The 25,252-nt window shown below is 72.2% G+C and carries 24 protein-coding genes and 1 tRNA gene; 12 read left to right on the forward strand and 13 right to left on the reverse strand.

What is annotated here, in order from left to right; translation table 11 throughout:
* Positions 1–19: 19 nt before the first annotated feature.
* Positions 20–376 (forward strand): hypothetical protein, encoded by a 357-nt coding sequence (locus OHB56_RS19425; protein ID WP_326753425.1) that lies wholly within the window; start codon positions 20–22, stop codon positions 374–376.
* A 97-nt stretch (positions 377–473) separates the two neighbouring features.
* On the opposite strand, the gene OHB56_RS19430 is transcribed toward OHB56_RS19425, so the two are convergent.
* Positions 474–1,436: a carbohydrate-binding protein gene (locus OHB56_RS19430; protein ID WP_406354695.1), complete on the reverse strand. Its 963-nt coding sequence runs from the start codon at positions 1,434–1,436 to the stop codon at positions 474–476.
* Between the two features lie 153 nt (positions 1,437–1,589).
* Positions 1,590–3,275: a diguanylate cyclase CdgB gene (cdgB, locus tag OHB56_RS19435; protein ID WP_055630248.1), complete on the reverse strand. Its 1,686-nt coding sequence runs from the start codon at positions 3,273–3,275 to the stop codon at positions 1,590–1,592.
* A 382-nt stretch (positions 3,276–3,657) separates the two neighbouring features.
* Here cdgB and OHB56_RS19440 point away from each other — a divergent pair, with 382 nt between their 5' ends.
* Both OHB56_RS19440 and OHB56_RS19445 read left to right on the forward strand, forming a co-directional pair.
* Entirely contained in the window at positions 3,658–4,242 is a 585-nt protein-coding gene (locus OHB56_RS19440; protein WP_326753427.1) for a flavin reductase family protein, read from the forward strand.
* A 71-nt stretch (positions 4,243–4,313) separates the two neighbouring features.
* Positions 4,314–4,787 carry a GNAT family N-acetyltransferase gene (locus OHB56_RS19445; protein ID WP_326753428.1) on the forward strand — a complete coding sequence of 158 codons (474 nt, stop codon included), beginning with the start codon at positions 4,314–4,316 and terminating at the stop codon, positions 4,785–4,787.
* A gap of 454 nt (positions 4,788–5,241) precedes the next feature.
* Here the strand turns inward: OHB56_RS19445 and arfB are convergent, their stop codons facing one another.
* Positions 5,242–5,679, reverse strand: a complete 438-nt coding sequence (gene arfB / locus OHB56_RS19450; protein WP_326753429.1) for an alternative ribosome rescue aminoacyl-tRNA hydrolase ArfB — start codon at positions 5,677–5,679, stop codon at positions 5,242–5,244.
* Positions 5,680–5,824: 145 nt separating this feature from the next.
* Between arfB and OHB56_RS19455 the strand changes: the two genes are divergently transcribed.
* Positions 5,825–6,400 carry a TerD family protein gene (locus OHB56_RS19455; RefSeq protein ID WP_326753430.1) on the forward strand — a complete coding sequence of 192 codons (576 nt, stop codon included), beginning with the start codon at positions 5,825–5,827 and terminating at the stop codon, positions 6,398–6,400.
* Between the two features lie 130 nt (positions 6,401–6,530).
* On the opposite strand, the gene OHB56_RS19460 is transcribed toward OHB56_RS19455, so the two are convergent.
* On the reverse strand, positions 6,531–7,928 hold the full coding sequence (locus OHB56_RS19460; RefSeq protein ID WP_406354698.1) for a M1 family metallopeptidase: 1,398 nt from the start codon (positions 7,926–7,928) through the stop codon (positions 6,531–6,533).
* A gap of 208 nt (positions 7,929–8,136) precedes the next feature.
* Here OHB56_RS19460 and OHB56_RS19465 point away from each other — a divergent pair, with 208 nt between their 5' ends.
* Positions 8,137–8,637 carry a hypothetical protein gene (locus OHB56_RS19465; protein ID WP_326753431.1) on the forward strand — a complete coding sequence of 167 codons (501 nt, stop codon included), beginning with the start codon at positions 8,137–8,139 and terminating at the stop codon, positions 8,635–8,637.
* Positions 8,638–8,717: 80 nt separating this feature from the next.
* Here OHB56_RS19465 and OHB56_RS19470 read toward each other — a convergent pair whose 3' ends face one another.
* Positions 8,718–9,401 (reverse strand): pentapeptide repeat-containing protein, encoded by a 684-nt coding sequence (locus OHB56_RS19470; RefSeq protein ID WP_326753432.1) that lies wholly within the window; start codon positions 9,399–9,401, stop codon positions 8,718–8,720.
* Positions 9,402–9,574: 173 nt separating this feature from the next.
* Here OHB56_RS19470 and OHB56_RS19475 point away from each other — a divergent pair, with 173 nt between their 5' ends.
* From OHB56_RS19475 to OHB56_RS19485, 3 genes are all read left to right on the forward strand, one after another.
* Positions 9,575–10,735, forward strand: coding sequence for an NAD(P)-binding protein (locus OHB56_RS19475; protein ID WP_326753433.1), 1,161 nt, complete (start codon positions 9,575–9,577; stop codon positions 10,733–10,735).
* A 120-nt stretch (positions 10,736–10,855) separates the two neighbouring features.
* Positions 10,856–11,830 (forward strand): zinc-binding dehydrogenase, encoded by a 975-nt coding sequence (locus OHB56_RS19480; protein WP_406354699.1) that lies wholly within the window; start codon positions 10,856–10,858, stop codon positions 11,828–11,830.
* Positions 11,831–11,843: 13 nt separating this feature from the next.
* Complete coding sequence (locus OHB56_RS19485; protein WP_406354701.1) at positions 11,844–12,740, forward strand: aminoglycoside phosphotransferase family protein; 897 nt, start codon at positions 11,844–11,846, stop codon at positions 12,738–12,740.
* An 81-nt stretch (positions 12,741–12,821) separates the two neighbouring features.
* Here OHB56_RS19485 and OHB56_RS19490 read toward each other — a convergent pair whose 3' ends face one another.
* The 3 genes from OHB56_RS19490 to OHB56_RS19500 all read right to left on the reverse strand — a co-directional run bounded on the left by OHB56_RS19490 (position 12,822) and on the right by OHB56_RS19500 (position 14,887).
* Entirely contained in the window at positions 12,822–13,979 is a 1,158-nt protein-coding gene (locus OHB56_RS19490; protein ID WP_406359152.1) for a serine hydrolase domain-containing protein, read from the reverse strand.
* 313 nt (positions 13,980–14,292) lie between these two features.
* Positions 14,293–14,369, reverse strand: a tRNA-Thr gene (locus OHB56_RS19495).
* 107 nt (positions 14,370–14,476) lie between these two features.
* Positions 14,477–14,887, reverse strand: coding sequence for a DUF3224 domain-containing protein (locus tag OHB56_RS19500; protein ID WP_388434401.1), 411 nt, complete (start codon positions 14,885–14,887; stop codon positions 14,477–14,479).
* A 113-nt stretch (positions 14,888–15,000) separates the two neighbouring features.
* Between OHB56_RS19500 and OHB56_RS19505 the strand changes: the two genes are divergently transcribed.
* From OHB56_RS19505 to OHB56_RS19520, 4 genes are all read left to right on the forward strand, one after another.
* Positions 15,001–15,990: a helix-turn-helix transcriptional regulator gene (locus tag OHB56_RS19505; protein WP_406354702.1), complete on the forward strand. Its 990-nt coding sequence runs from the start codon at positions 15,001–15,003 to the stop codon at positions 15,988–15,990.
* Positions 15,991–16,189: 199 nt separating this feature from the next.
* A complete protein-coding gene (locus tag OHB56_RS19510; protein WP_326753438.1) occupies positions 16,190–17,278 on the forward strand; it encodes a sn-glycerol-3-phosphate ABC transporter ATP-binding protein UgpC in 1,089 nt (362 codons plus the stop codon).
* A 240-nt stretch (positions 17,279–17,518) separates the two neighbouring features.
* Complete coding sequence (locus OHB56_RS19515) at positions 17,519–18,004, forward strand: hypothetical protein (protein ID WP_406354704.1); 486 nt, start codon at positions 17,519–17,521, stop codon at positions 18,002–18,004.
* 145 nt (positions 18,005–18,149) lie between these two features.
* On the forward strand, positions 18,150–18,881 hold the full coding sequence (locus OHB56_RS19520; protein ID WP_406354705.1) for an NDP-sugar synthase: 732 nt from the start codon (positions 18,150–18,152) through the stop codon (positions 18,879–18,881).
* A 155-nt stretch (positions 18,882–19,036) separates the two neighbouring features.
* Here OHB56_RS19520 and OHB56_RS19525 read toward each other — a convergent pair whose 3' ends face one another.
* The 5 genes from OHB56_RS19525 to ispD all read right to left on the reverse strand — a co-directional run bounded on the left by OHB56_RS19525 (position 19,037) and on the right by ispD (position 24,945).
* A complete protein-coding gene (locus OHB56_RS19525) occupies positions 19,037–20,806 on the reverse strand; it encodes a DoxX family protein (RefSeq protein ID WP_406354707.1) in 1,770 nt (589 codons plus the stop codon).
* A 129-nt stretch (positions 20,807–20,935) separates the two neighbouring features.
* Positions 20,936–21,877, reverse strand: a complete 942-nt coding sequence (rlmB, locus tag OHB56_RS19530; protein WP_055627300.1) for a 23S rRNA (guanosine(2251)-2'-O)-methyltransferase RlmB — start codon at positions 21,875–21,877, stop codon at positions 20,936–20,938.
* A 221-nt stretch (positions 21,878–22,098) separates the two neighbouring features.
* A complete protein-coding gene (gene cysS / locus OHB56_RS19535) occupies positions 22,099–23,505 on the reverse strand; it encodes a cysteine--tRNA ligase (RefSeq protein ID WP_326753443.1) in 1,407 nt (468 codons plus the stop codon).
* A gap of 95 nt (positions 23,506–23,600) precedes the next feature.
* Positions 23,601–24,179 (reverse strand): 2-C-methyl-D-erythritol 2,4-cyclodiphosphate synthase, encoded by a 579-nt coding sequence (gene ispF / locus OHB56_RS19540; protein WP_406354710.1) that lies wholly within the window; start codon positions 24,177–24,179, stop codon positions 23,601–23,603.
* Positions 24,169–24,945 (reverse strand): 2-C-methyl-D-erythritol 4-phosphate cytidylyltransferase, encoded by a 777-nt coding sequence (gene ispD / locus OHB56_RS19545; RefSeq protein WP_326753444.1) that lies wholly within the window; start codon positions 24,943–24,945, stop codon positions 24,169–24,171. The genes ispF and ispD overlap by 11 nt, the downstream gene beginning before the upstream one ends.
* Between the last annotated feature and the right edge of the window lie 307 nt (positions 24,946–25,252).

Consider the following 25,252-nt stretch of genomic DNA (forward strand, 5'->3'; position numbering starts at 1 on the left):
ACTACCGCTGGGGAAACACATGCGCAAGATGCTTGCTGCCAAAAGGCTTGCGGCTGCGGGGGCCGCGTCACTGGGGCTCGTCATCTCGATGAGTTCGATGGCGTCGGCAGAGACAGTGCAAGCCGGTGTTTGGATGCAAGACGGGCACGCCTTCACGATCCGCGCGAGTGCCAGCACGTCGTCCGCCGCGCTGTACACGATAAGAAATGTCAACTCGAGGATTCCCTGCACCACGACCGCGTGCACCCGGAACAACGACGGCGGATCGTACAAGTGCTGGTCGGGAGGCCCTGCCGACAACGACTGGCTGAAGGTGAAGTGGGGCGGCAAGACCGGGTGGGTGGCCGCCATGTGCGTCAACGTCGGACGCATCTGAGTCTTATCGGGCACCCCATGCCCAGTTGCCACACAGCGGTGGCCGCCGGAATCGAGAGTTTCCGGCGGCCACCGCTGCGCTTGTGAGCCTTACATGCTCAGTCGCCCTGGTTCTGCCAGCCTGAGGTCAACCACATCTGATCGATGAGGACATCACACTGGTTGCCTTGCTCGCACGAAAGCTCGATGATGTTGGTGCCCTTGTTCAACTCGACCCAGTTGTAGGTCTTGGTCCAGCCCTTCTCGTAGTCGCCTTCGGGGGCCTTCGCCCAGTTCTTCAGGCCGACTGGCACTGTGGAGCGCTTGCCATTGACCGTGAGGGACGCGGTCCCGTCCTTGCCGGGAACGCTGTAGCCGACATACACGCTGTACTTACCGGCCTTTTTGATGCCGTCGACACTCCAGGTGACCTTCGCACCCACATTGTTGAAGCCCGTCACATAAACGCCGCCGTCGGCCTTCGCGCCCTTGATGTCCGAGGTCAGGGTTGCGCCGCCGTCCAGGCGGAGTGCCTTCGCATCAATCGTCGGTAGCTCGACAGCTTCCTCCTCGCCGTCGCCGCCGCTCGCCGAGGGGCTCGGTTCGGTGGTGGTCTGCCCCTGGGTGGGGGACGCGTCGGCCTGGTTGTCGCTCTTGTCGTTCTTGTCGTCGTCGCCGCTGAGCATGGCCACGCTGATGCCGATGACCACCGCGGCGAGCACCGCGACGGCTCCGATGAGCAGGCCCTTGGTGTTCGGGCCGCGGCCCCGGCCACCGCCGCCATGACCACCGCGGTTGCCCGGAAGCTGCGACGAGGCGGTGGGGGCGGCGCCGGGCAGCGTCTCCGGTGCCGCGTAGTTCGCGTTCGACTGGCCGTGCGTTTTCTGCTGCTGCGGCGCCTGCGCCGCGGGGCCTTGCTGGCCGTACTGACGCGTGCCGACCGGCCGCACCCGGTTGACCGAATTCGGGTAGCCGTAGCCGCCGGACGGCGGCTGGGCTCCGTTGGCCTGCCCGTCGGCGTAGAGGTAGCCGAACGGGTCGTCGTCCTCGGGCGTGCTCGCGCCGTTGCTGCCGGGCGTCATCCCTTGGTACTCCTAGCTGCGGATCGGATGCGGTACGGGTGCTGAGAAGGGCGAGCCTACCCTCCCCCGTTCTCGAATTTACTCGAACGGGGGGACCCCCACCGGGTGACCCGGATGGGTGGCTCGGGCCGCATCAACGCACTGACCTGGGGTTCATCCCGCCCGCCGATGTTGTTTGGGACGAGATCGTTTCTCGATGTACATCCGCTCGTCGGCCGACTTCAGCACTTCGTCCGCCGTCAGGCCGCAGTGGGCCCATCCGATGCCGAAGCTGGCGCCGACCCGCACGGCCCGGCCCTCGGCCCGGATGGGCTGGATGATCTCGTTGCGCAGCCGTACGGCGAGGTCCTGGGCGTCGGCCCGGCCGAGCCCGTTGGCGAGGATCACGAACTCGTCGCCGCCGAGCCGGGCGACGGTGTCGCCGTCCCGGACGCCGTCGCCGAGCCGGCGGGCGACCTCGATGAGCACCGCGTCGCCCGCGTTGTGCCCGAACCGGTCGTTGATCGACTTGAAGCCGTCGAGGTCGCAGAAGAGCACCGCGAGGCCCTTGGCGCCGTCGTCGTGGTCCGCGTCGGGGGCGATGGCGTGCACATGGTGGTCGTATCCCTCGAACCCCTCGGCCTCGGGCGGGAAGTCGAAGTCGTGGCCGCGGTCGAAGGCGGGCGGGCCGTAGGCGGCGTCCTGGGAGCCGAAGGACTCGAAGGCGGCCATGGCTTCGTCCACGGCGGCGGGCAGCATCGACGGACGCTGCTGACACAGGCGGGCGGAGAGCCGGGCGCGCAGCTCCGCGGAGTTCGGCAGGCCGGTGAGGGAGTCGTGGGAGGCGCGGTGGGCGAGCTGCAGCTCGCGGCGCTTGCGCTCCTCGATGTCCTCGACGTGGGTGAGCAGGAAGCGCGGCCCGTCGGCCGCGTCGGCGACCACGGAGTTGCGCAGGGACACCCACACGTAGGTGCCGTCCCGGCGGGCCAGCCGCAGCTCGGCGCGGCCGCCCTCGGCGGAGGTCCGCAGCAGCGTGCCGATGTCCTCGGGGTGCACGAGGTCGGAGAAGGAGTAGCGGCGCATCGCGGAGGCGGGACGGCCGAGCAGCCGGCACAGCGCGTCGTTGGTCCGCAGGATGCGCCCGTGCTGGTCGCCGCCCATCTCCGCGACGGCCATGCCGGACGGGGCGTACTCGAAGGCCTGCCGGAAGCTCTCCTCGCTGGCGCGCAGGGCCTGCTGCTCGCGCTCCAGGCGGACCAGGGCGCGCTGCATGTTGGAGCGCAGCCGGGCGTTGCTGATCGCGATGGCGGCCTGGAAGGCGTACATCTGGAGCGCTTCGCGGCCCCAGGCGCCGGGCAGCCGGCCGTTGCGCGGGCGGTCCACGGAGAGCACGCCGACCAGTTCACCGTCTCCGCCGCCCTGCGGGCCGGGGGCGTACATCGGGGCGAAGAGGCGGTCGGAGGGGTGCCACTCGTCCTCGAAGCGGGGGGCGGGCCCGTCCGTGTACCACTGCGGGACGTCGTCGTCGTCGAGGACCCAGCCCTCGGTGTGCGGTATGAAGATCAGGTCGCCCCAGGCCTCGCCCATGGAGAGGCGGCGCTCCCAGGACTCGCGCGAGCCGACCCGGCCGGTGATGAGGGCTTCGGCGGCCGCGTTGCCCGACAGGGCGGCCACGACCAGGTCGCCGTCGGGACGCACGAGGTTGACGCAGGCCAGTTCGTATCCCAGGGCGTCGACGACGCCGTCGGCGACGGTCTGGAGGGTGTCGGCCAGGCTGCGGGCCGTGTTCATGTCGGCCATGCCCTGGTGCAGTTGCCGCAGGGAAGCAAGACGGACGTAGGGCTCCGACTCGGTCTCCATGCTCACCCTCCCCCCGGGACCTCGCAGCGAATCAAGCGTTCTCATCGGCGTATCGTCCTGGCAGTCTCTCCGCCACTGAATCACAGCGCGCTGCCCACTCGGTACACAGGGTCAACAATTATCGCCCCTTGTGACTCAAGTCACAACCAAACATGAACAATTGAGAGACCTTTCCGCGGTTTCTCCGGTCATTCACCGGATCTGCCCTATGCACGGCATGCGCGGCATGCGCCGCATGCGAATTCCGCACCCCTTCCACAGGGTTCGGTCCGTGGGTGCCGGCTCGCGCCCGTGGAGCGCAGGAGTCCGTCGCTGGTCCTAGGTCCCCGCTCGGGCGGAGGCCCGATGCGGTGCGTACGGAGCGGAGACTAGCGTTTCCGGTGTGCTGAACACTCCCGTACCCCCGTCCGCGATCACCGCCGTACCCGCCGCCCGGCATGCTGAGGGGGTGAGCAACGACGAGTTCCGCGCAGCCATGTCCCGCCTGGCCTCCGGTGTGGTCCTGGTGACGGCGAAGGAGCCGTCGCTGGACCCGGACGACCCGCGGGCGCCGGTCGGCGAGGACGTCGGCATGACCGCGACCGCGTTCCTGTCGGTATCCCTGGACCCGCCGTTGGTGCTGGTCAGCCTGCGTGAGGGCTCCCGCATGGACGACCTGCTCGACGAGCAGCCGCTGTGGTCGGTGTCGGTCCTGTCCGAGAGCCAGCGGCACATCGCGGGCCGCTTCTCGATGAAGGGCCGGATCAGCGACCGCCTCCTCTTCGAGGACATCCCGTACGTGCGGGGCGAGTACAGCGGCGCCCCCCTGGTCGGCGGCGCCCTCGCCACCCTGGAGTGCCGCACCGAGCAGAGGGTGCCGGCCGGCGACCACACCCTGGTGATCGGCCGCGTCCTGACGGCGGACGTACCCAGCGCGGACGGCGGGCCGCTGACCTACTTCCGGGGCCGTTACCGGAACCTGGCCTGAGCCTTTCCCCGGCGCTCCACGCACCGGAAATTCCTTTTACCGAAAGGGAATTGCGTCCCTACGCTGCCCGAGTGACAAAGAACACAACTCCCCGCCTCGAAGAGATCACCCCGAAAAACCTCGACGCCGCCCTCGGCATACGCGTCCGCCCCGACCAGGAGTTCGCGGTCGCCCCGGTCGTGAAGTCCCTCGCCGAGGCATACGTCCACTCCGGCTCCGCCTGGCCTCGCCTGATCGTGGACGGTGACCGCGCGGTCGGCTTCCTGATGGCCTTCCTCGACATCGACTGGCACGAGGACGGCGGCAGCGTCGTCCGCTCGGGCCTGTGGCGGCTGAACATCGAGGCCGAGGAGCAGGGCAAGGGCTACGGCCGCTTCGCCGTGGAGTCGGTCGCCGCGGAGATCCGCGCCCGGGGCGGCAAGGAACTCCACGTCACCTGGCACCCCGGCGGGAATGGTCCGGAGAACTTTTATCTGGGCCTGGGCTTCCGCAGGAACGGCGAGGTCGTCGGGGAGGAAACGGTCGGAGTGCTGGACCTGGCCTGACACCCGTCCGCCCCGTCCCCGCGCGGAGGACCCCGGCCCCGCCTAGACCACCTTCGGTCCCACCCGGGGCACCCCCGGTCCCACCCGGGGCACCCACGGTCCAACCCGGGGCACCCACGGTTCCTGCCCGGGAACATCCCCAGGCCCACGCAGAGCACCCGAGCCCCGTTTGACGTCACCCCGGCCCCCCGGGACACCCCCGGTTCCGCGCGGGGCACCCGGCCCGCGCGGAGGCATTCCGGGACACGGGGCACCCGGGCCCTGCCCGGGAACACCCCCAAGCCCACGCAGAGCACCCGAGCCCCGTTTGACGTCACCCCGGCCCCCCGGGACACCCCCGGTTCCGCGCGGGGCACCCCGAGCCCCGTCCGGCGTCACTCCCGGTTCCGCGCAGAGCGTCGGACCAGCCCGCATCACCCCCGGCCCCTCCCGGAGCACACGGACCCGCGCGGGGTCACCCCCAGTCGCGCGCGGAGCGCCCCCGCTTCGTCTCCGAGCGCTGCTTCTTCTCCCGCAGCCGGCGCTCGTTGATGCCGCGTGGGATGCGGGTCGGCTTGCGGGGCCGGGGCGGGGGCGCGGTGGCCTCGGCGAGGAGCGCCGCGAGGCGCACGGCGGCGGTCTCGCGGTTGCGCCACTGGGAGCGGTGCTCGGAGGCCCGGACGGTGACGACACCGTCGGACAGCCGCCCCGCCAGCCGCTCCAGCGCCCGCTGCTTCCACACCTCGGGCAGCGCTTCGGTGGCGGCGAGGTCGAAACGCAGCTCGACCTGCGAGTCGGTGGTGTTCACGTGCTGCCCGCCGGGCCCCGACGAACGCGAGAAACGCCACAGGAGCTCGGCCTCGGGCAGGAGGACGGAGCCGCGGATGACATGGGGACCGGACATGCCGTCCATGGTCCCGCCCCTGACCGGTCCGCGTCACCCGAATATCCCGGGTAAAGAAAGTAAAGCCACCTGGAACCTCGCGTGCTCCTCTCGCGTTCAGAGAGGTAGCTGTAGCTTCGTAGCCGTACGTACACGAGGGAAGGGACTCCCAACAATGGCTGTAAGCCTGTCCAAGGGTGGCAACGTCTCGCTCACCAAGGAGGCTCCGGGCCTGACCGCCGTCACCGTGGGCCTCGGCTGGGACGTCCGCACCACCACCGGCACGGACTTCGACCTCGACGCCTCCGCGATCGCGGTCAACCCGCAGAGCAAGGTGTACTCCGACGGTCACTTCGTCTTCTTCAACAACAAGCAGACCCCGGACAACACCATCGTCCACACCGGCGACAACCGCACCGGTGAGGGCGAGGGCGACGACGAGCAGATCAACGTCAACCTGGCCGGCCTCCCGGCTGACGTCGACAAGATCGTCTTCCCGGTCTCGATCTACGACGCCGAGAACCGCAGCCAGAACTTCGGCCAGGTGCGCAACGCGTACATCCGCATCCTCAACCAGGCCGGCGGCGCCGAGATCGCCCGCTACGACCTGTCCGAGGACGCGGCCACCGAGACCGCCATGGTCTTCGGCGAGCTGTACCGCAACGGCGCCGAGTGGAAGTTCCGCGCCGTCGGCCAGGGCTACGCCTCGGGCCTGACGGGCATCGCCCAGGACTTCGGCGTCAACGTCTGACGGACGCCCCGCGCCGCGCTTCGGAGCCCCCGGCCCGCCTCCTTGTCGGCGGCCGGGGGCTCCGGCACGGGCAGGGCCCGTTCCAGGACTGCGGAGCTTCGGGACTCCGGGTCTTCAGGGCTTCAGGGCTTCAGGGCTTGGACGGCCGTACCGGCTTCCCCTCCCCGTACAGCCAGTCCGACCAGATTCCGTCGAAGTCCTTGTCCGGGGCCGACCTCTCCACGTACGCCGTGAAGCCGGCGGTGTCCGCGTTGCCGTGGCGGTGCTCCGCCGCCCAGCCGCGGAGGAGGGCGCGGAAGGCGTCGTCGCCGACCGTCCGCCGGATCCTGTGCAGGACCATCGCGCCGCGCTGGTAGACGGGGACACCGGAGATGTGCGCCGCGTCGGGCGGCCGCGCGGGCGGGAACGACCAGACCGCGTCGTTCGTCGCCGCGTCGGGGAAGTACGTCCCGGCGTACAGGGCGTCGAAGGTCTCCTGTGCGGTGCCGTCCCCGTGGTCCTCCCGCCACAGCCACTCCGCGTAGGTCGCGAACCCCTCGTTGAGCCACATGTCCCGCCAGGTCTTCGGCGTGACGGAGTTGCCGTACCACTGGTGGACCAGTTCGTGCACCAGGAGCAGAGTGCTGGGCGCACCGGCGAACACGGGCCGGTTCTGGGTCTCCAGGGCGTACCCGGCGTCCTCGGGACGCTCGACGATCGCTCCCGCCGAGGAGAAGGGGTACGGGCCGAACCAGTCCTCCGCCCACTCCACGGCCTCCGGGAGCCGCGCCAGCACCGCACGGCTCGCCGCCGCCTGCCGCAGGTCGACGGCGGTGTGGACGGGAAGGCCGTCGCGGGTCGTGGTGCGGCCGGTCTCGTACCGGCCGACGGCGAGCACGGCGAGGTAGCTCGCCATCGGCTCGGTGGTACGCCAGGTGAAGGTCGTCCGGCCCCCCTTCGTCCGCTCCCCCGCGGGTTCGCCGTTGGACACCGCCCGCAGGCCCTTGGGCACCGTCGCCGTGACGGTGTACGTCGCCTTGTCGAAGGGGTGGTGGTTGCCCGGGAACCACGCCATCGAGCCCGTCGGCTGGCCCAGCGCCACCGCCCCGTCCGCGGTCCGCAGCCAGCCCTCCTCGGAGCCGTCCGGGTCGGTGACGGTCACCGGGGCGCCGGAGTAGCGGACGACCACCCGGAACGTCCGGCCCCGGTCCAGTCGCTTCGCCGGCCGGACGGTCAGCTCCTGGCCGGCGCGCCGCCAGCGGGCGGTGCCGCCGTCGACGGTGACCCGCTCGACGTCCAGGCCCTCGAGGTCCAGGTTCAGCGCGGTCAGGTCCTCGGTCGCGCGGGCGGTGACCGTCGCGGTGCCGGTGAGGTGGTGGGCGCCCGGGTCGTAGGCGAGGTCGAGCGCGTAGTGGGAGACGTCGTACCCGCCGTTGCCGGCCTTCGGGAAGTACGGGTCGCCCACACCGGCACTGCCCGGACCACCCGATCCGCCGGAACCCCCGGGGCCGCCGCCCCCGCACCCGGCCACCGTCACCGCCGCGGTCACGAGGGCGAGGGCGAGGGCGGCAGGCGGACGAGGGCCGCGGGGACGGCGAGGGCCACGAGGTCGGGAGCGGAGGCGCACCCCGCGATCCTAGGAAGAACGCGGCCGCACACCGCGGAACGCCCCCGGTCGCCGCGCGGTCGTCGGGCCCGCTCCTCCCTCGGACCGTCCGCCGCGGTCCCCCCGCCCCCGCCGTGACACCATCACCTTCGTGCTCGACATCGGCTACGCCCTCTCCAACCGTTTCCCCGACCCGCCGCAGACCGACTACCGCCGTGCGGACGTCCACGCCCTGCGGCACGACCTCTTCTGCGGTGACGTCTACCTCGCCGACACCAAGGAGGACCGGGAACTGTCCACAGCCTGGGGATGGGTGCCGGTGCTCGACTTCGCCTGGGCCCTGTGCGACATCGTGGAACGCGTCGACCGGGACCCGGCGGGCTCCCGCGCCTCCCGCCCCCAGTACGCGGAACTGGACTTCACCGAATCCACCGACCGGCTGCTCTTCGAACGCCGCTTCGGCTGGGTCGACATCGAGGCCGAGTGGCTGCCGGCGGACGAACCGCCCCTGACCTTCTCCCATGCCGAACTCCGCCGCGAGGCCCGCGACTTCCTCCACGACCTGCTCGCCGACCTCATCGACCTGCACGAGGACCTGGGCGAGAACCCGGCCGTCTGGACCCTCCAGGCCCGCTACCCACGCCTCGAGTAACCCACCCCGTCCCTCAGGCCCGCCCTCTCTCGGCCCGCACCCCTCCGCCCCCGTCCCTCAGCCCCTCGGCCCTCAGTCCCTCAGTCCTCCACACGGATCCCCAGCTCCCCCGCCAGGACCGGTGCCAGGTCCAGCAGCTGCCCCGTACTGATCACCGCCCCCGCCAGCCGGTCCACACCCCGGGCGATCTCCAGCGAAGCGGCCCCCCGCAGATCGACGTCCGTCAGCGTGGCCCCGCTGAGATCCGCGCCCTTGAGCGCGCAGTCCACGAACTCCACCCGCTCCAGCCGCGCCCCGCCGAAGTCCGGCTCGACCAGCACACAGCTCTCGAAGACGACGTCCCTGAGCCGCGCGGACCGCAGATTCAGAAAATCGATCTTCCCGCCCCGGACCAGCACCCGCTCCAGCACCGCCCCGTGCAACTGGGTCCCCCCGAGACGCGCGTCCGTCAGCTCGACGTCGCGCAGCGTCGCCCCGGAGAGATCCGTGCCCACCCCCCGCACACCGGCGAGGACCGAGTCCAGCACCCGGGCCCTGGACAGCCGCGTCTCGTCCAGCACGCATCCCGTCAGCACGCAGTCCATGAACCGCGCCCCCGCGCCGTCCTGCGCCGAGAGATCCGCCTCGAAGAACTCCAGCCCGTCGTAATCCCCGTCCGGCTCCAGCCCACCCCCCTCGTACCGCTCCGGCCGCGGCAGCCGCAGCTCCGGACGCCGTGCGCCCTTCACCCCCGTACCGCCCGCCGACACCGCTCGCCTCACCATGCCCTCATCCTCCACTCCCTCTCTGACAATCGGCCTGACCTGCGAAGACCTCGGACCTGTCACATCCTGGGGCCCTGGGCCGTCGTAGCCACGAACCACCGGAACCACCGGAGACGGGACGGGACCGCCTCCGGAACCGCCAGGCGCGACCCCGATCGAGGGAGAACCCAGCCATGCAGCGCATCACCGTCATCGGCGGCGGCTTCGCCGGACTGACCGCGGCCGTCACCGCCGCCGAGGCAGGAGCCGAAGTCACCCTCCACGAAGCGCACCACACCCTCGGCGGCCGCGCCCGCACCGCCGAGGGCCCCTACCAGACCAACGAGGGCCCCCACGCCCTCTACAGCGGCGGCCCGCACTGGTCCTGGCTCCGGCAGCGCGGCCTCCTCGGCCCTCTCGCGCCCCTCCCGCCCCTGGAAGCCGCCCGCCTCCGGCTCCGCCACCACGGCACCCTGCACCGCATCCCGCCCCTCGCCCTGCTGAAGCTGCTGCGCCGCTCCCACGCCCACGCCCCCGTCGACACCGACTTCCTCACCTGGGCCACCGGCATCGCCGGCGAGGAGGGCGCGCGCGCCGCCGCCCACTACTCCGCCGTCGCCCTCTTCCACCACGACCCCGGCTCCCTCTCCGCCGCCTTCGTCCAGGAACGCCTGCGCCGCGCCACCAAGCTGCCGCCGGAGGCCCACTACCCGCGCGGCGGCTGGGGCGGACTCATCGACCGCATGGCCTCCCGCGCCTGGAACCTGGGCGTCCGCATGGAGACCCTGTCCCGCGTGGACACGCTCCCCACGGACACCCCGGTCGTCGTCGCCACCTCCCTGGACGCCGCCCGCCGCCTCCTCGGCGACCCCGCCCTCACCTGGCCGAGCGGCCGCACCGTCCTCGTCGACCTCGCCCTGCGCACCCGGCGCGGCGACGCGTTCGTCGTATCCGACCTGGACGCACCCGGCTGGCTGGAACGGTTCACCGCCCAGGACCGCACCCTCGCCCCCGCCGGCGAACAGCTGCTCCAGGGCCAGTTCCCCATCGCCCCGCACGAGACCAGGGCCGACGGCGTGGCCCGCGCCGAGGAACTGCTGGACCTGGGCCACGCGGGCTGGCGGGAGCGCGTCACCTGGCGGCGGGAGGCGGTGGCGAACGGACGGACCGGGGCCGTCGACCCGCCCGGCACCAGCTGGCGCGACCGGCCCGCCGTCGACCGCGGCGACGGCGTCTACCTCGCGGGCGACCAGGTCGCCGCCCCCGGGGTGCTCTCCGAGGTCTCCTTCAACAGCGCCCTCACCGCCGTCTCCCTCGCCCTCGGCCGGCACGAGCTTGACCTCAAGCGAGCTTGAGGTTGAACAGTGGTCCCACCACAGCGACCACGCCGAGCCGACACCCGGGACGGCACCCGGGACACCGGTCCGGGCGAACACCCGGACCGGCGTCCCGGACCGCACCCACAGGAGACGCCCATGCACGCCATCCGCCTGCACGCCTTCGGCCCCGCCGAGAACCTCACCCACGAACAGGTCGAGGACCCCCGGCCGGGCCCAGGGCAGGTCCGTATCACCGTCCGGGCCGCCGGAGTACACCTCCTGGACACCGCCCTGCGGCAAGGGCAGCAGGGCCCGGCCCCCGCCCCGGCCACCCTGCCCACCGTCCCCGGCCGCGAGGTCGCCGGAGTCGTCGACGCCCTCGGCGACGGCACGCCCGCACACTGGCTCGGCAAGCGTGTCGTCGCCCACCTCGGATTCGCCCCCGGCGGCTACGCGGAGCTGGCCGTCACCGACGCCGACCGCCTGCACGAGATCCCGGAGCGCCTGGACTTCGCCCAGGCCGTCGCCATGATCGGCACCGGCCGCACGGTCATGGGCATCGTGCAGTTCGCCGAACCCGGCCCCGGGGACGTGGTCGTCGTCCCCGCCGCGGCCGGCGGCATCGGCACCCTCCTCGTGCAGTACGCCAAGAACGCGGGCGCCACCGTCGTCGGCCTCGCCGGAGGCCCGGGGAAGACCGCCCGGGTCTCGGCGAACGGCGCCGACCTCGCCGTCGACTACACGGACCCGGCCTGGCCCGCACGCCTCGCCGCCCACGAGGGCAAGGTGACCCTGATCTACGACGGCGTGGGCGGCGACGTCGCCCGCGCGCTCGTCGCCCTGCTCGCCCCCGGCGGTCGCCACGTCGTCTTCGGCTGGTCCGCCCAGGGCCTCGACAGCACCGGCCCCTACCTCGTCGACGGCGTCTCCCTCAACGTCCTCGGCCCCGAGATGATGCGCAGAGCAGGCGGCCCCCACCCCGTACGCACCCTCGAACTGCGCGCCCTCGCCGAAGCCGCCGAAGGCCGGCTCGCCCCCGCCGTCCACCGCTTCCCCCTCGCCGAGGCCTCAGCCGCCCACCACGCCCTGGAGAACCGGGGCACGACCGGAAAGGTCGTCCTGGAGCCCTGAGCGTCGTACTACCGTGCCCACCGTGATCCACGTGCCCGAGGAACTCGCGGCGGCGCAGGAGAAGTTCAACGGCGAGGCGGGCCGCGCCTTCGTCTCCGGGCTGCCCGGCCTGGCCGCCGGCTTCCTCGACCGCTGGGACCTGCACGTCACCGGCGCGCCGATGCACGGCGTGAGCGCCCTGGTTCTCCCCGTCGACCGCGCGGACGGCACGCCGGCCGTACTGAAACTCCAGATCCTGGACGAGGAGACCGAAGGCGAACCCGTCGCCCTGCGGATCTGGGACGGCGACGGAGCGGTCCGCCTGCTGGACCACGACACGGCCACCGGCACCATGCTCCTGGAACGCCTCGATCCCTCCCGGATGCTCTCCCGCCTCCCCGACGCCCATGAGGTCGTCCTGGTGATCGCCCGCCTCCTCGCCCACCTCACCACCACCCCCGCCCCGCCCGGCATGCGCCGTCTCGGCGATCTCGCCCGCGCCATGCTGGAGCGGACCCCCGGGGCCCTGGCCCGCGTCCCGGACCCGGCGGCCCGCCGTATCCTCGCCGACTGCGCGGCGGCCCTGCGGGAGGTCGTGGACGAGCCCGGCGACCGCCTCCTGCACTGGGACCTGCACGAGGAGAACGTCCTGGCCTCCGACCGTGCCGACTGGCTCGCCATCGACCCCAAGCCACTCGCCGGCGACCCCGGCTTCGAGCTCTGGCCGGCCCTGGCCAACCGCTTCGACGCCGCCGACGTCCGATGGCGCTTCGACGCGATGACCGACGTCCTCGGCCTGGACCGCGAGCGGGCCCGCGCCTGGACGTACGGACGGCTGCTGCAGAACTGCCTCTGGGACCTCGAGGACGGCCGCCCCCTGGAGGACCGCCAACTGGAGATCGCCCGCCGTCTGAGCGGCCGGACGCCATGAAGATCCCGGGCCGGGGAACTCCGGCCCGGCGACCGGAGCCCCGGGACGGCGGTCCTTCCGCGGGTGCACGGGGTACGGGCCTCAGTCGCCGCAGAACTCCGCCTCGATGACCGCGTTGCCGTCCCCCGCCCAGTCGCCGTTGAAGTTGAAGGCCAGGGAGTGCCGGCCGTCCTTCGCCGTGACGGCGCCGGTCCCGGAGCCGGAGATGCCGCCGCTGTGACCCCAGACGGTCACGCCGCAGCTCAGCGTCGCCTTCATCAGACCGAGGCCGTAGTCCCGGCCGGGGCTCATGGGCACCGTGGTGGTCATCTCGTCCAGCTGCTCCGGGGGGAGCAGCCGGCCCGTCAGCAGGGCGCGGTAGAAACGGTTCAGGTCCTCGGAGTCGGAGATCATCTCGCCCGCCGCGAAGGCGCGGGACGGGTTGAGGCGCGTGACGTCGTAGGTGGGTCCCGTCGCGGTCGGCGCCAGTTTGGAGTAGGCGCGGCTGCTGGGGCGGGGCAGGGAGACCCGGGTGCCGGGGACCGAGGTGGCGGTCAGGCGCAGGGGCTCGATGACGCGCCGGCGGACCTCTTCGCCGTAGGGGTGGCCGGTGGCCTTCTCGATCACCAGGGCGGCCAGGACGTAGTTGGTGTTGGAGTACCCCCAGGAAGCGCCGGGCTCGAAGTACGGCTCGTGGGCCAGGGCGACCCGCACCAGTTCCCCCGGGGGCAGGGTGTCGTAGCGGCGCTCGAAGAAGCCCTCCTTCGTGGAGTACGTGTGCTGGTAGTCCTCGTCCGCCGTGTAGTTGAAGATGCCGCTGGTGTGGTTCAGCAGCTGCCTCAGGGTGATCCGGGTGCCGTCGTGGCCGTTGCCGGTCACCAGGCCGGGCAGCCAGGTGTCGACGGTGTCGTCCAGGGACAGCCTGCCCTCCGCCTCCAGTTGCAGCAGCACCGTCGCCACGAAGGTCTTGGTGATGCTGCCGACCCGGTAGCGGTCGTGCGGGGAGCGCTCCTGCCCCGTGCGGAGGTCGCCCACTCCGGCGGTCGCCGACCAGGTGCCCCGCCGGTCTCCCGCCGTCGCCGTCACCCCGGGCACACCGGCGGCGACCGCGGCCTGTATCGCCTGACGGGTCGCCCGGTGGTCGCCGGTGTCGGTGGCGTTCCCCGTTCCGGCTCCCGGGCCCGGGAGTGCCGCCACGGCGGGGGTCGCCAGGACCGCCGAAAGGGCTGCCGCCACCACCGCCACCACCGTCGTCCGCATCCGCACGCTCGTGCCTCCCCTGTCCCTTGGGTGTGGTCGCAGGAAGGGACCGGGACAGGGCCGCCGGGGTTGCCCCGGTCACGGTGATCGGCCGGTTTCAGCCCTTCTTCGGACGCCGTTTCCCCTGGCCGGTGAGATGCACGAGGCCGGCCGACGGCCGGTCACGCGCCGCACGGAAGACGCCTTCATGCCCCGTCCGGAGCCCTCCGTCGAGACCGGAACCGGCGACGGCCGCGCCGCCCGCGCCCGCCGTCGGCGCCGCATCCCCTGAACGAAAAACCCCAGGTCAGCCCGTGCTGACCTGGGGTTTCAGTGGAGCCCCCTGTCGGATTCGAACCGACGACCTACGCATTACAAGTGCGTTGCTCTGGCCATCTGAGCTAAGGAGGCGCCGCGCACGCGCGGAGCGCGCGAGGGCGGGTCCACTGTACACAGAGCGGCTTTCGCCGAGCCACGCACTTGAGGGCGGCGGACCCGGCCCGCTCGCTCCGGCCCGCTCACTCCAGTCCGTACGCGAAGGTGTACGGCACCTTCGTCTCCCCGTGCCGGTAGGTGAACTCGCCGGTGCCGCGCAGCCCGGCCAGTTCTCCGGTGCCCGAGCCCTCTACGACCTCGAAGGAGCAGTGGACGGTCCCGTCGGGGTCGAAGCGTCCGCGCTCCTCGACGACGAAGGTGCCCTCGCGCCCGTCGACCCGGCCGCGGACGAGTTCCATTCCGGCGAAGGAACCGGTCGTGCCGGTCAGGTAGGAGATGGCGTAGTCGCAGGTCGTGGACTCGGCCTCGATGCCGCCCGCGAAGGAGTTGGTGACGGTGGCGTGCGCGAGCCGGGGGTGGGTGTCCTCCTGGCCCACGGGGACCTCCTTCCAGTCGGCGAAGGTGAAGTGGCCGGTGGTCCGGGTGGTGGGCATGGAGGTGCTCCTTCGGTCGTGCCGCCGGCGAGGACCGTCCCGCGCCGGCCCGGCACGACCATCCTGGAAGCGGTACCTGACATCTCCTGTCAGGTATGGCCGGGGCGGGGAGAATGCGTCCCGTGCGTGCCGACCGGCTTCTCTCCCTGCTCCTGCTGCTGCAGAACCGCGGCCTGATGACCGCCCCCGAGCTCGCGGTGGAGCTGGAGGTCTCGGTGCGCACCGTGTACCGGGACATCGAGGCGCTCGGCGCGTCCGGGGTGCCGGTCCGCGCCGAGCGGGGGCCGGAGGGCGGCTACCGCCTGATGGAGGGGTACCGCACCCGGCTGACCGGGCTGACGGACGCGGAGGCCGGTTCGCTGTTCCTGGCCGGGCTGCCGGGGCCGGCCAGGGACCTCGGTCTGGGCGCCGTGCTGGCGAGTGCCCAGCTGAAGGTGGAGGCCGCTCTGCCGGGCGAACTCGCGGATCAGGCACGGCGGGTGCGTGAGCGGTTCCATCTGGACGCCCCCGCCTGGTTCCGCGACGCGGACCCGGTGCCGCACCTGGAACGGATCTCCGGGGCGGTGTGGGAGCGGCGGGTGCTGCGCACCCGCTACCGGCGCTGGCGGGGCGAGGTGCACCGGGAGGTGCGGCCCCTGGGGCTCGTGCTGAAGGGCGGCATCTGGTACCTCGTGGCGCTGTCCGAGAACCCCGAGAACATCGTGCGCACCTACCGGGTGTCGCGTTTCCAGGCGGTGGAGGAGACGGGCGACCTGTTCACCCGTCCCGCCGGGTTCGCTCTCGCCGCGTACTGGGCGGAGTCCTCCCGGCGCATGGAGGCGGCGCTGCGGCAGGGCACCGCCCGGCTGCGGCTGTCGCCCCGCGGACAGAAGCTGCTGCCGATGCAGTTCGGGGCGGCGGGCGTACGGGCGCTGCGGGGGGCGGGGCCGCCGGACGGCGAGGGATGGGTCGAGGTGGAGCTGTCCGTCGAGTCGGAGGCGGTGGCCACCGGTGACCTGCTCCGGCTCGGCACCGAGGCGGAGGTGCTCGGTCCGCCGGGGCTGCGGCAGGCGGTCGCGGGGGCCGTGGCGGTCCTCGCCGAGCGTTACGCGGCCGGACGGTGACGCAGGCCTTCGAAAGTTTCCGCGAAGTTCACAGGTCCGCGGGTACTGACAGACCAGGTGAACGCCGGGTACCGTCCTGTGCCAGTTCACCCTCGTGGACTGCACCACCCGGAACCACAACGGAACATCCCGTCGTGGCACCACCTTCCTACTCGGATCGTCCGGCACGTTCCTGCCGGTAGAAGGGGGCCCATTCACCATGGCCACTGTCACGTTCGACAAGGCGACCCGGATCTACCCCGGTTCGACCAAGCCCGCCGTGGACGCGCTGGAGATCGATATCGAGGACGGGGAGTTCCTCGTGCTGGTCGGCCCGTCCGGCTGCGGCAAGTCCACCTCGCTCCGCATGCTCGCGGGGCTCGAGGACGTGAACGGCGGCGCCATCCGCATCGGCGACCGCGACGTCACGCACCTGCCGCCGAAGGACCGGGACATCGCCATGGTGTTCCAGAACTACGCGCTGTACCCGCACATGACGGTCGCCGACAACATGGGCTTCGCGCTCAAGATCGCCGGTGTCAACAAGGCGGAGATCCGGCAGAAGGTCGAGGAGGCCGCGAAGATCCTCGACCTGACGGAGTACCTGGACCGCAAGCCGAAGGCGCTCTCCGGCGGTCAGCGCCAGCGTGTCGCCATGGGCCGCGCCATCGTGCGTGAGCCGCAGGTGTTCCTCATGGACGAGCCGCTGTCCAACCTGGACGCCAAGCTCCGCGTGTCCACCCGTACGCAGATCGCCTCGCTCCAGCGCCGCCTGGGCATCACCACCGTCTACGTCACCCACGACCAGGTCGAGGCCCTGACCATGGGCGACCGGGTGGCGGTCCTCAAGGACGGTCTGCTCCAGCAGGTCGACACCCCGCGCAACATGTACGACAGGCCCGCCAACCTCTTCGTGGCCGGCTTCATCGGCTCCCCGGCGATGAACCTCGTCGAGGTGCCGATCGCCGACGGTGGCGTGAAGTTCGGCAACTCGGTGGTCCCGGTGGACCGCGACGCGCTGGCCGCCGCCACCGACAAGACCGTCACCGTCGGCGTCCGGCCCGAGCACTTCGACGTGGCCGGCGCCGAGTCCGACCAGGGCCTCGCGGTCGTCGTCAACGTGGTGGAGGAGCTGGGCTCCGACGCGTTCGTGTACGGCACCGCCAAGGTCGGCGACGAGTCCAAGGACCTCGTCGTCCGCGTCGGCGGCCGCAACGTGCCGGAGAAGGGCAGCACGCTGCACGTCGTGCCGCGGCCCGGCGAGAGCCACGTGTTCTCGACGTCGTCCGGCGCGCGCCTGTCCGACTGAGCCGGGCGTCGTCGCATTCGAAACGCGACGGCCCGGGTAATTCACCCGAGTTGATGAAGAGGGCCCCGCAGTTCGCTGCGGGGCCCTCTTCATTGCCTCTTCATTGTCGATAAATACCCAGACATACAGGCTATTTCGAGCAGTGTGCGTCAACGCGCCACCCGGGAATCTCCCCCGCCATGTCACCCGAACCGGTGACTGAATGTCTCCATTCCATCACCGGACGCTACTCTCACACGCGTGAAGCACTCCACTACCCCTCAGACGCGACGCGGCCAGGGCCCCGCCCGCCGGGTCGGCCGCACCCTCGCCTTCGTCCTGCCCGTCGTCCTGGTGTTCTCCGGAACCCTCGCGGTCGCCGGGGTCAACTGGTCGGGGAGGCCTTCGAGTCCGGTCCTCGCCGCCGCCGACACCGCCGTGTCCGGGGCGTCCTCGTCCGGCGCCTCCTCGTCCGGCGCGTCCTCGCGTACCGCCGAGCGGGCCCCGCACCAGGTCCTGCGGGACAGGCTCCTGGTCGAGTTGCACAAGGAGAACCCGAGCGTCGCCCTCACCCACCTCCAGCAGGCGGTGAACGACCGCCCGTCGCTGGCGCGGCACTGCGCGTCGATCGCGCGTGCGCTCGGCAAGGCGGCGGTCCGGGTGTACGGCCCCACCAGGGCCCAGTCCTACGCCCGTCCGGTCTGCGACACCTCCTTCGCTTCGGGGGTGCTCACCGCCCACGGCTGAGCCCCCGCCCGCCCCTCGGCCGGACCTCTCGGCCGGAGTCCTCAACAGCCCCTCGTCCGGACCCGCTGCCTGGCCCACGGGCAGCGGGCACCCATGGCCCCGGGGCCCACGGTCCGGCCCCCGGGGCGCCACGTACAGTGCGCTCATGACCCATCCGAGCGCCGCGTCGCGCCCCGTTCAAGCCGTCGTCCTGGCCGGCGGGCAAGGCTCCCGGCTTCGTCCGTACACCGACGACCGGCCCAAGCCGATGGTCGAGATTCCCGGTACGGGAACCCCGATCATCGGCCATCAGCTCTCCTGGCTCGCCGAGGAGGGCGTGACGGACGTCGTCGTCTCCTGCGGTCATCTCGCCGAGGTGCTGCAGGAGTGGCTGGAAACCACCGATCTGCCGCTCTCCGTCACCACCGTCGTCGAGACGGAGCCGCTCGGCCGCGGCGGCGGTCTGCGGTACGCGGCCGCCCGCCTGCCGCACCCGGACCAGCCCTGGTACGCCACGAACGGCGACATCTGGACCCGTTTCTCGCTGCGCGACATGGCGGACTTCCACACCGAGCGGGGCGCCGTCGCGACCCTCTCCCTGGCCCGCCCGCGCCTTCCCTGGGGGGCGGTGCAGACCGACGGGTTCGGTCACATCACCGACTTCATAGAGTCGCCGCCGTCGACGTTCGAGATCAACGCGGGTGTGTACGTCTTCTCCCCCGAGTTCACCGGTCTGTTGCCGGAGCGCGGCGACCACGAGCGCACCACGTTCCCGCGGCTGGCCCGTGAGCGCCGGCTGGCCGGGTTCCCGATCCCTCAGGGCGCCTACTGGCGGGCGATCGACACCGCGAAGGACCTGATGGAGGCGGCGAAGGAACTGGCCTCCCAGAACCGCTGAGCCCGCTCCGCCCCCGGCCGCATCCCCCTCCCACCGCACCGCCCCAGCACGCCGACGGGGTCCCGCACGTCACTCCGTACGGGACCCCGTCGGCGTCCTGACTGCGCCTGGCCGCCGGGCTGCCCTGCGGCCAGGTTGCCGGGCTACTGGGCTGCCTATCCCAGCAGCCCGCCCACGAGCCGACCGGGCTGCTCGGGCGCCGGGCCCTCGTCCCCGCCCCCTCCGCCGTCGCTCGGGACGCCGCTGTCGCCGCCGCCTCCGGTGGTGCCGCCGCCCGTGGTGGCGCCGGCGCTGGTGCTCGGGGCCTGCTCCACCGGGGACGACTGCTGGGGCGGGGCCTCGCCGGTGGTGCCCTGGGTCTGGCTGGGCGCGCCGGTCACACCACCGCCGGTGTCACGGGTCGCGCCAGGGGTCGTGGTGCCCTCGGCGGGACTGGCGCTGCCAATTCCGGAAGTGGCGCCCTGGGTGGGCGGGGTGGAAGCGGACGGGGTCCCCTTCCGGCGCTCGCCGGGCTCCTGCGGAAGCGGGGAGCCCGGGAGTTCGTTGCGCGGGGCTTCGCCGGGACCGGGGACCACCACGCGGTCGGCGTCCCGTACGGCGCCGCCGAGCAGCGAGCCGACGAGCAGGGTGAGTCCGCAGACGACGACGGTGACGAGGGCACCGCGGCGCAGCACGTAGCGGCGCAGGTCCCAGAGGTCGGAGCGGGGTCCGAGGCGGCGCCAGGCGCGGGCGACGAGGCGGCCGTCGACGGAGTAGACGGGAGCGCCGGCGATGATCAGCGGGGACCAGGCGGCGAGGTAGATGATGTCGGGCGCGTCGTAGGCAGGGACGCTCTTCCAGCTGACGGTGACGAGCAGCGCGGCGGAGAGCAGGGCGCCGATGACGGCGCCGACGCGCTGCCAGCAGCCGAGGACGGTGAGGACGCCGACGATCACCTGGAGGAAGGCGACGAGGAGTCCGGAGCCGATGGGGTGCTCGAGGGCGAACTGCTGCAGCGGCTGGGCGACTTCCCACGGGTGCAGGGTCCTGAGCCACGTCACCATGGAGCCGCGCTCGCCGCCGTCGAAGTAGAGCGGGTCGCAGAGCTTGCCCATGCCGGCGTAGATGGAGATGAAGCCGAGGAAGAGGCGCAGCGGGAGCAGGACGACCCCGAGGTTCATCCGGCGGCCGGGGTAGTAGGCGTGCCGGGCCGGGTCGTCGCCGTGGCGCCTGGCGCGGCGGCCCCCGGTGTTCGGGTCGGTGGCGGTCCGGTGGCCGCCGGTGTCCCCGAACTCGTCGCTGTCGTAACCCTGCTCGCCGTACCCCTGGTCCCGGTACCGGCCGTATCCCTGCTCGTCGTAGTCCTGGTCCCCGTAGCCCTGGTCGCCGTACGCCGGTTCGTCGTAGGCGCTGCCGACGGTGCGCAGGGGGGGCAGCAGGGGCTGCCGGCCGCCGTGGGTGCGCTGGGGGCCGACGACGGGTGTTTCGAGGGTCTGGGCGGTCGGGTCCTCGGCGTAGCCGTAGCCGTAACCGTCGCCGGCGCGGGGGATGACCTGGGTGGCGCCGGCGTCGGTGAGCGGTTCGTCGGCGTGGCGGACGCTTTCGTTCCGCATGGTCTGGAGGAGCCGGTGCGCGCCGGTGTCGTCGGGGGCCGAGCGGCCGCTCCAGACGACGGGGCGCCGACGGGCCGCGGTCCGGCCCGGGGCGCCCACGGTGGTGACGACGGGGATGCGGGCCGTGTCCTCGGCCGCGATCAAGTGCCGTGCGATCCGCTGGGATTGGACGCGTCGGTTCGAGACGCCCAGCTGCACGCGGAAGCTGGCGTGATTGACGATGACCTGCGCCGGATCGCTCGGCACCTTCACCATGCTCAGCGCGGGAGCGTCGTCGAGTCCCGACGAGCGGTCCCCCGTAGGTGTGCGGGGTGTTCTGGTGTCCACACTCATCTAACCGAGTGACCCGACGTTAGGACACTGCCTTGACGCGCCGGATGTGTCCGGACCGCGTCAAGCATGTCTCCCACCCGTCCGGACGACCTGGAATACCCCGTACGGGTGAAGGTGTCGAACGGTCTTTCAGGCGCGTCGGCGTGCCGCCTCGTACAGCACGACTCCCGCCGCCACACCGGCGTTGAGGGATTCGGTGCCGCCCGGCATCGGGATCCGCACCCGGAAGTCGCAGGTCTCGCCGACGAGTCGGGAGAGCCCCTTGCCCTCGCTGCCGACGACGATCACCACGGGGCCCGCCAGCGCCTTCAGTTCACCGATCTCGGCCTCTCCGTCGGCGGCCAGTCCGACGATCGCGATCCCCGCCTTCTTGTACGCCTCCAGGGTGCGCGTCAGGTTGGTGGCCCGCGCGACGGGCGTCCGGGCGGCGGCACCGGCGGACGTCTTCCAGGCGCCGGCGGTCATCCCGGCGGCGCGCCGCTCGGGGACGACGACGCCGTGGCCGCCGAAGGCGGAGACGGAGCGGACGACGGCGCCGAGGTTGCGCGGGTCGGTGACGCCGTCGAGGGCGACGATCAGCGGGTCCTGGCCCGCGTCGTGGGCGCCCGCGACGAGGTCCTCGGGGTGCGCGTACTCGTAGGGCGGGACCTGGAGGACCAGACCCTGGTGGTTCAGGCCGTTGGTCATCCGGTCGAGCTCGGGGCGGGGGGCCTCCATGAGGTTGATGCCGCCGCGCTCGGCCGCGAGCTGGAGCGCCTCGCGCACCCGCTCGTCGTTGTCGATGAACTGCTGGACGTACAGCGTGGAGGCGGGCACGCCCTCGCGCAGCGCCTCGACGACGGGGTTGCGCCCGACGACGAGCTCGGAGGTCGAGCGTCCGCCGCCGCGTCGCTGCGGGGCGCGTCCGACGGTCCGGCGGGCCTTCGCCTGGGCGATGCGCTGCTTGGCGTGCCCCTTGCGCATCTCGGCGGGGGGCGTGGGCCCCTTGCCTTCCAGGCCCCGGCGCCGCTGGCCGCCACTGCCGACCTGCGCGCCCTTCTTGCCGGACATGCGGCGGTTGTTCGCGGCCATGATGTACCCGTCTCCATGAAGTCGTGTGTGCGTACGGATCTGCGTACGCACGGCGGTGTCGCGTCCGTCGCGCCGGCGACTCGGTCCTGCGTCTGTCGCGTCGGCGTGTCGGTGTTGCGTCGGTGTCGGTGTTACGTCTATGCAGTGTGCCGCCCGGAGGCCCGGACGGCACACTTGATCTTGCGGCCGTGCCGAGGCCGTGCCGCGGCCGTGCGTCCGCGTCAGCGCGGGCCCAGGCTCCAGCGCGGCCCCTGGGGGCCGTCCTCGATGACCAGTCCGGACTGGCCGAGCTGGTCGCGGATGGCGTCCGCGGTGGGCCAGTCCTTGCGGGCGCGGGCGGCCTCGCGCTGGTCGAGGACCATGCGGACGAGGGTGTCGACGACGCCGTTCAGCTCGTCGCCGCGGCCGGCGTCACCGGCCCAGTGGGGGTCGAGGGGGTCCAGGCCGAGGACGCCGAGCATGGCGCGCACCTCGGCGAGGCGGGCGACGGCCGCTTCCTTGTCGTCGGCGGCCAGCGCGCTGTTGCCCTGCCGGACGGTGGTGTGCACCACCGCCAGGGCCTGCGGTACGCCGAGGTCGTCGTCCATGGCCTCGGCGAAGGCGGGCGGCACCTCGGCGGCCGGTTCGACGGCGCCCGCGGTGCCGGTCAGCTCGCCGACCCGCTGGATGAAGCCCTCGATCCGCGCGAACGCGGACTCCGCCTCGCGCAGGGCCTCCTCGCTGTACTCGATCATCGAGCGGTAGTGCGGGGTGCCGAGGTAGTAGCGGAGCACGATGGGCCGCCAGCGCTTGACCATCTCGCTGACGAGCACCGAGTTGCCGAGCGACTTCGACATCTTCTCGCCGCTCATGGTGACCCAGGCGTTGTGCACCCAGTACCGGGCGAACTCGTCGCCGTAGGCCTTGGCCTGGGCGATCTCGTTCTCGTGGTGCGGGAAGATCAGGTCGAGGCCGCCGCCGTGGACGTCGAAGACGGTGCCGAGGTATTTGTGCGCCATCGCCGAGCACTCGAGGTGCCAGCCGGGACGCCCGCGGCCCCACGGCGACTCCCAGCTCGGCTCGCCGGGCTTGGCCGTCTTCCACAGGGCGAAGTCGCGCGGGTCGCGCTTGCCGGTCTCGCCCTCGCCCGCGGGCTGGAGCAGATTGTCGAGCTCCTGGTTGGACAGCCCCAGGTACTCGGGGAACGAGGTGACGGCGAAGTAGACGTTGCCGTCGGCCTCGTAGGCGTGGCCGCGCTCGATGAGGCCGCGCATCATCTCGACCATCTCGGTGATGTGGCCGGTGGCGCGCGGCTCGTAGGTCGGGGGGAGGCAGCCGAGGGCCTGGTAGCCGTCGGTGAAGGCGCGCTCGTTCTCGTAGCCGATGGACCACCAGGGGCGGCCCTGCTCCGCGGACTTCGCGATGATCTTGTCGTCGATGTCCGTGACATTGCGGATGAACGTCGTGCGCAGACCGCGGTACTCGAACCAGCGGCGCATGATGTCGAAGTTCAGCCCCGAGCGGATGTGTCCGATGTGGGGTGCCGCCTGCACGGTGGCACCGCACAGGTAGATCGAGACACAACCCGGCTGGAGCGGGACGAAGTCACGGATCTGCCGGGCGTTGGTGTCGTACAGGCGAATAGTCACCCCTCCAGGGTAGTCGGCCCGGGGCGGTGCCTCACGCCCCTTTCCGCCGTCCTCGCCCCGTGTTCCGGTCGGTCCCCGGTCCGCGCGGACGGCGGTCAGCCCCGGCCCGTGCGGACGACGAGAGCGGTGGCGACGGCCATCAGTCCTTCGCCGCGACCCGGGAAGCCGAGTCCGTCGGTGGTGGCGCCGGAGACCGACACGGGTGCCCCGGCGGCCTCGGAAAGGATCTTCTGCGCCTCGTCCCGGCGCTTGCCGATCCTGGGCCGGTCCCCGACGACCTGCACCGCCACGTTGCCGATCCGGAATCCGGCCGTCCGGACGATCCGCGCGGCCTCGGTCAGCAGGGTCACGCCGGAGGCGCCGGACCACTCGGGCCGCCCGGTGCCGAAGTGCTGTCCCAGGTCACCGAGGCCGGCGGCGGAGAACAGGGCGTTGCACGCGGCGTGCGCCACGACGTCGGCGTCGGAGTGCCCGGCGAGTCCGGGCCCCTGGTCCTCCCACTTCAGGCCGGCGCACCACAGCTCCCGGCCGTCCTCGAAGGCATGGATGTCGGTGCCGATGCCGACCTGCGGGAGGAGGGGCTCGGGGTGGACGGACTCCGTTCGCGCGGACTCCGCGTGGGCGGGTTCGGCGTGGACGGGCTCCGCGCGTACGGCCTGCGGCTCAGAAGCCATCGTTGAGCCTCCTGCGGGCGAGGACCGCCTCGGCGAGGACGAGGTCGAGGGGGCGGGTGACCTTGAACGCCTCTTCGTGGCCGGGCACGGTGACGACGGCCAGGCCCAGCTGCTCGATCATGCTCGCGTCGTCGGTGACGTTGTCGGTCACCGTCTCGTGCGCGCGCACCAGGGTGTCCCGGTCGAAGCCCTGCGGGGTCTGCACCGCGCGCAGCAGGGAGCGGTCGGGGGTGGCGACCACGGGCTCCGGCTCGCCGGGGACGGCGGCGGGTTCGACCTGCTTGACGGTGTCGGCGAGCGGCAGCGCCGGGACCACGGCGGGAGCACCGTCGCGGACGGCCTCGACGACGGCGTCCACCGTGTCGACGGGGACCAGCGGGCGGGCCGCGTCGTGCACCAGGACGATGTCGAACCCGGGCGGCAGCGCGTCGAGGCCGAGTTTCACGGACTCCTGGCGGCTCTCCCCGCCGGGGACGACGATGAACTCGGTGCGGTCGGGCAGCGCGTGCGCGTCAAGCAGCGTCCTGACCTCCGCGGCGTCCTCGGGCGGGGCCACGACGACGACCAGGGAGACGGCGCGGGAATCGGCCATCGCGCGGACGGCGTGGATGAGCATGGGCGTGCCGCCCAGGGTGCGGAGCGCCTTGGGGGCGCCCGGACCGAGGCGCACACCCCGGCCGGCGGCCGGGATCACGGCCGCCGTGCGAGTGGTCGTACGGCCGGACACGGGCTGCGCAGGCGGCTGCGGGAGGGGAGCGTCAGACATCGGTTCCTGTCAGGTTTGTGTGCTGGACCCGAGTGGGTATGGCCTGGGCGTAACCCTTGCTCCCGAAGCAGGGGAAGTGCCGGGCGTACCGCCTTGACCAGCCCCTTCCGTGACTCTGGTCGGGTCGGCCGCCCGGACCCGGCAGGGTGCGGGGAAGCGCGGCGGGTGCGAAGCATACGGGCCGTGCGGCATACGGACGATGTCCGGATACGGACATGCCGCAGCGCCCGGCGACTTCACACACGTCATCGGGCACCGCGGCATTTCGATGTGCTGGTCCTCGAGGTGCACTGGAATTCCGGTGTGC

The organism is Streptomyces sp. NBC_01635 (assembly GCF_045209715.1).
In the GTDB taxonomy this organism is placed as follows: Bacteria; Actinomycetota; Actinomycetes; order Streptomycetales; family Streptomycetaceae; genus Streptomyces; species Streptomyces hirsutus.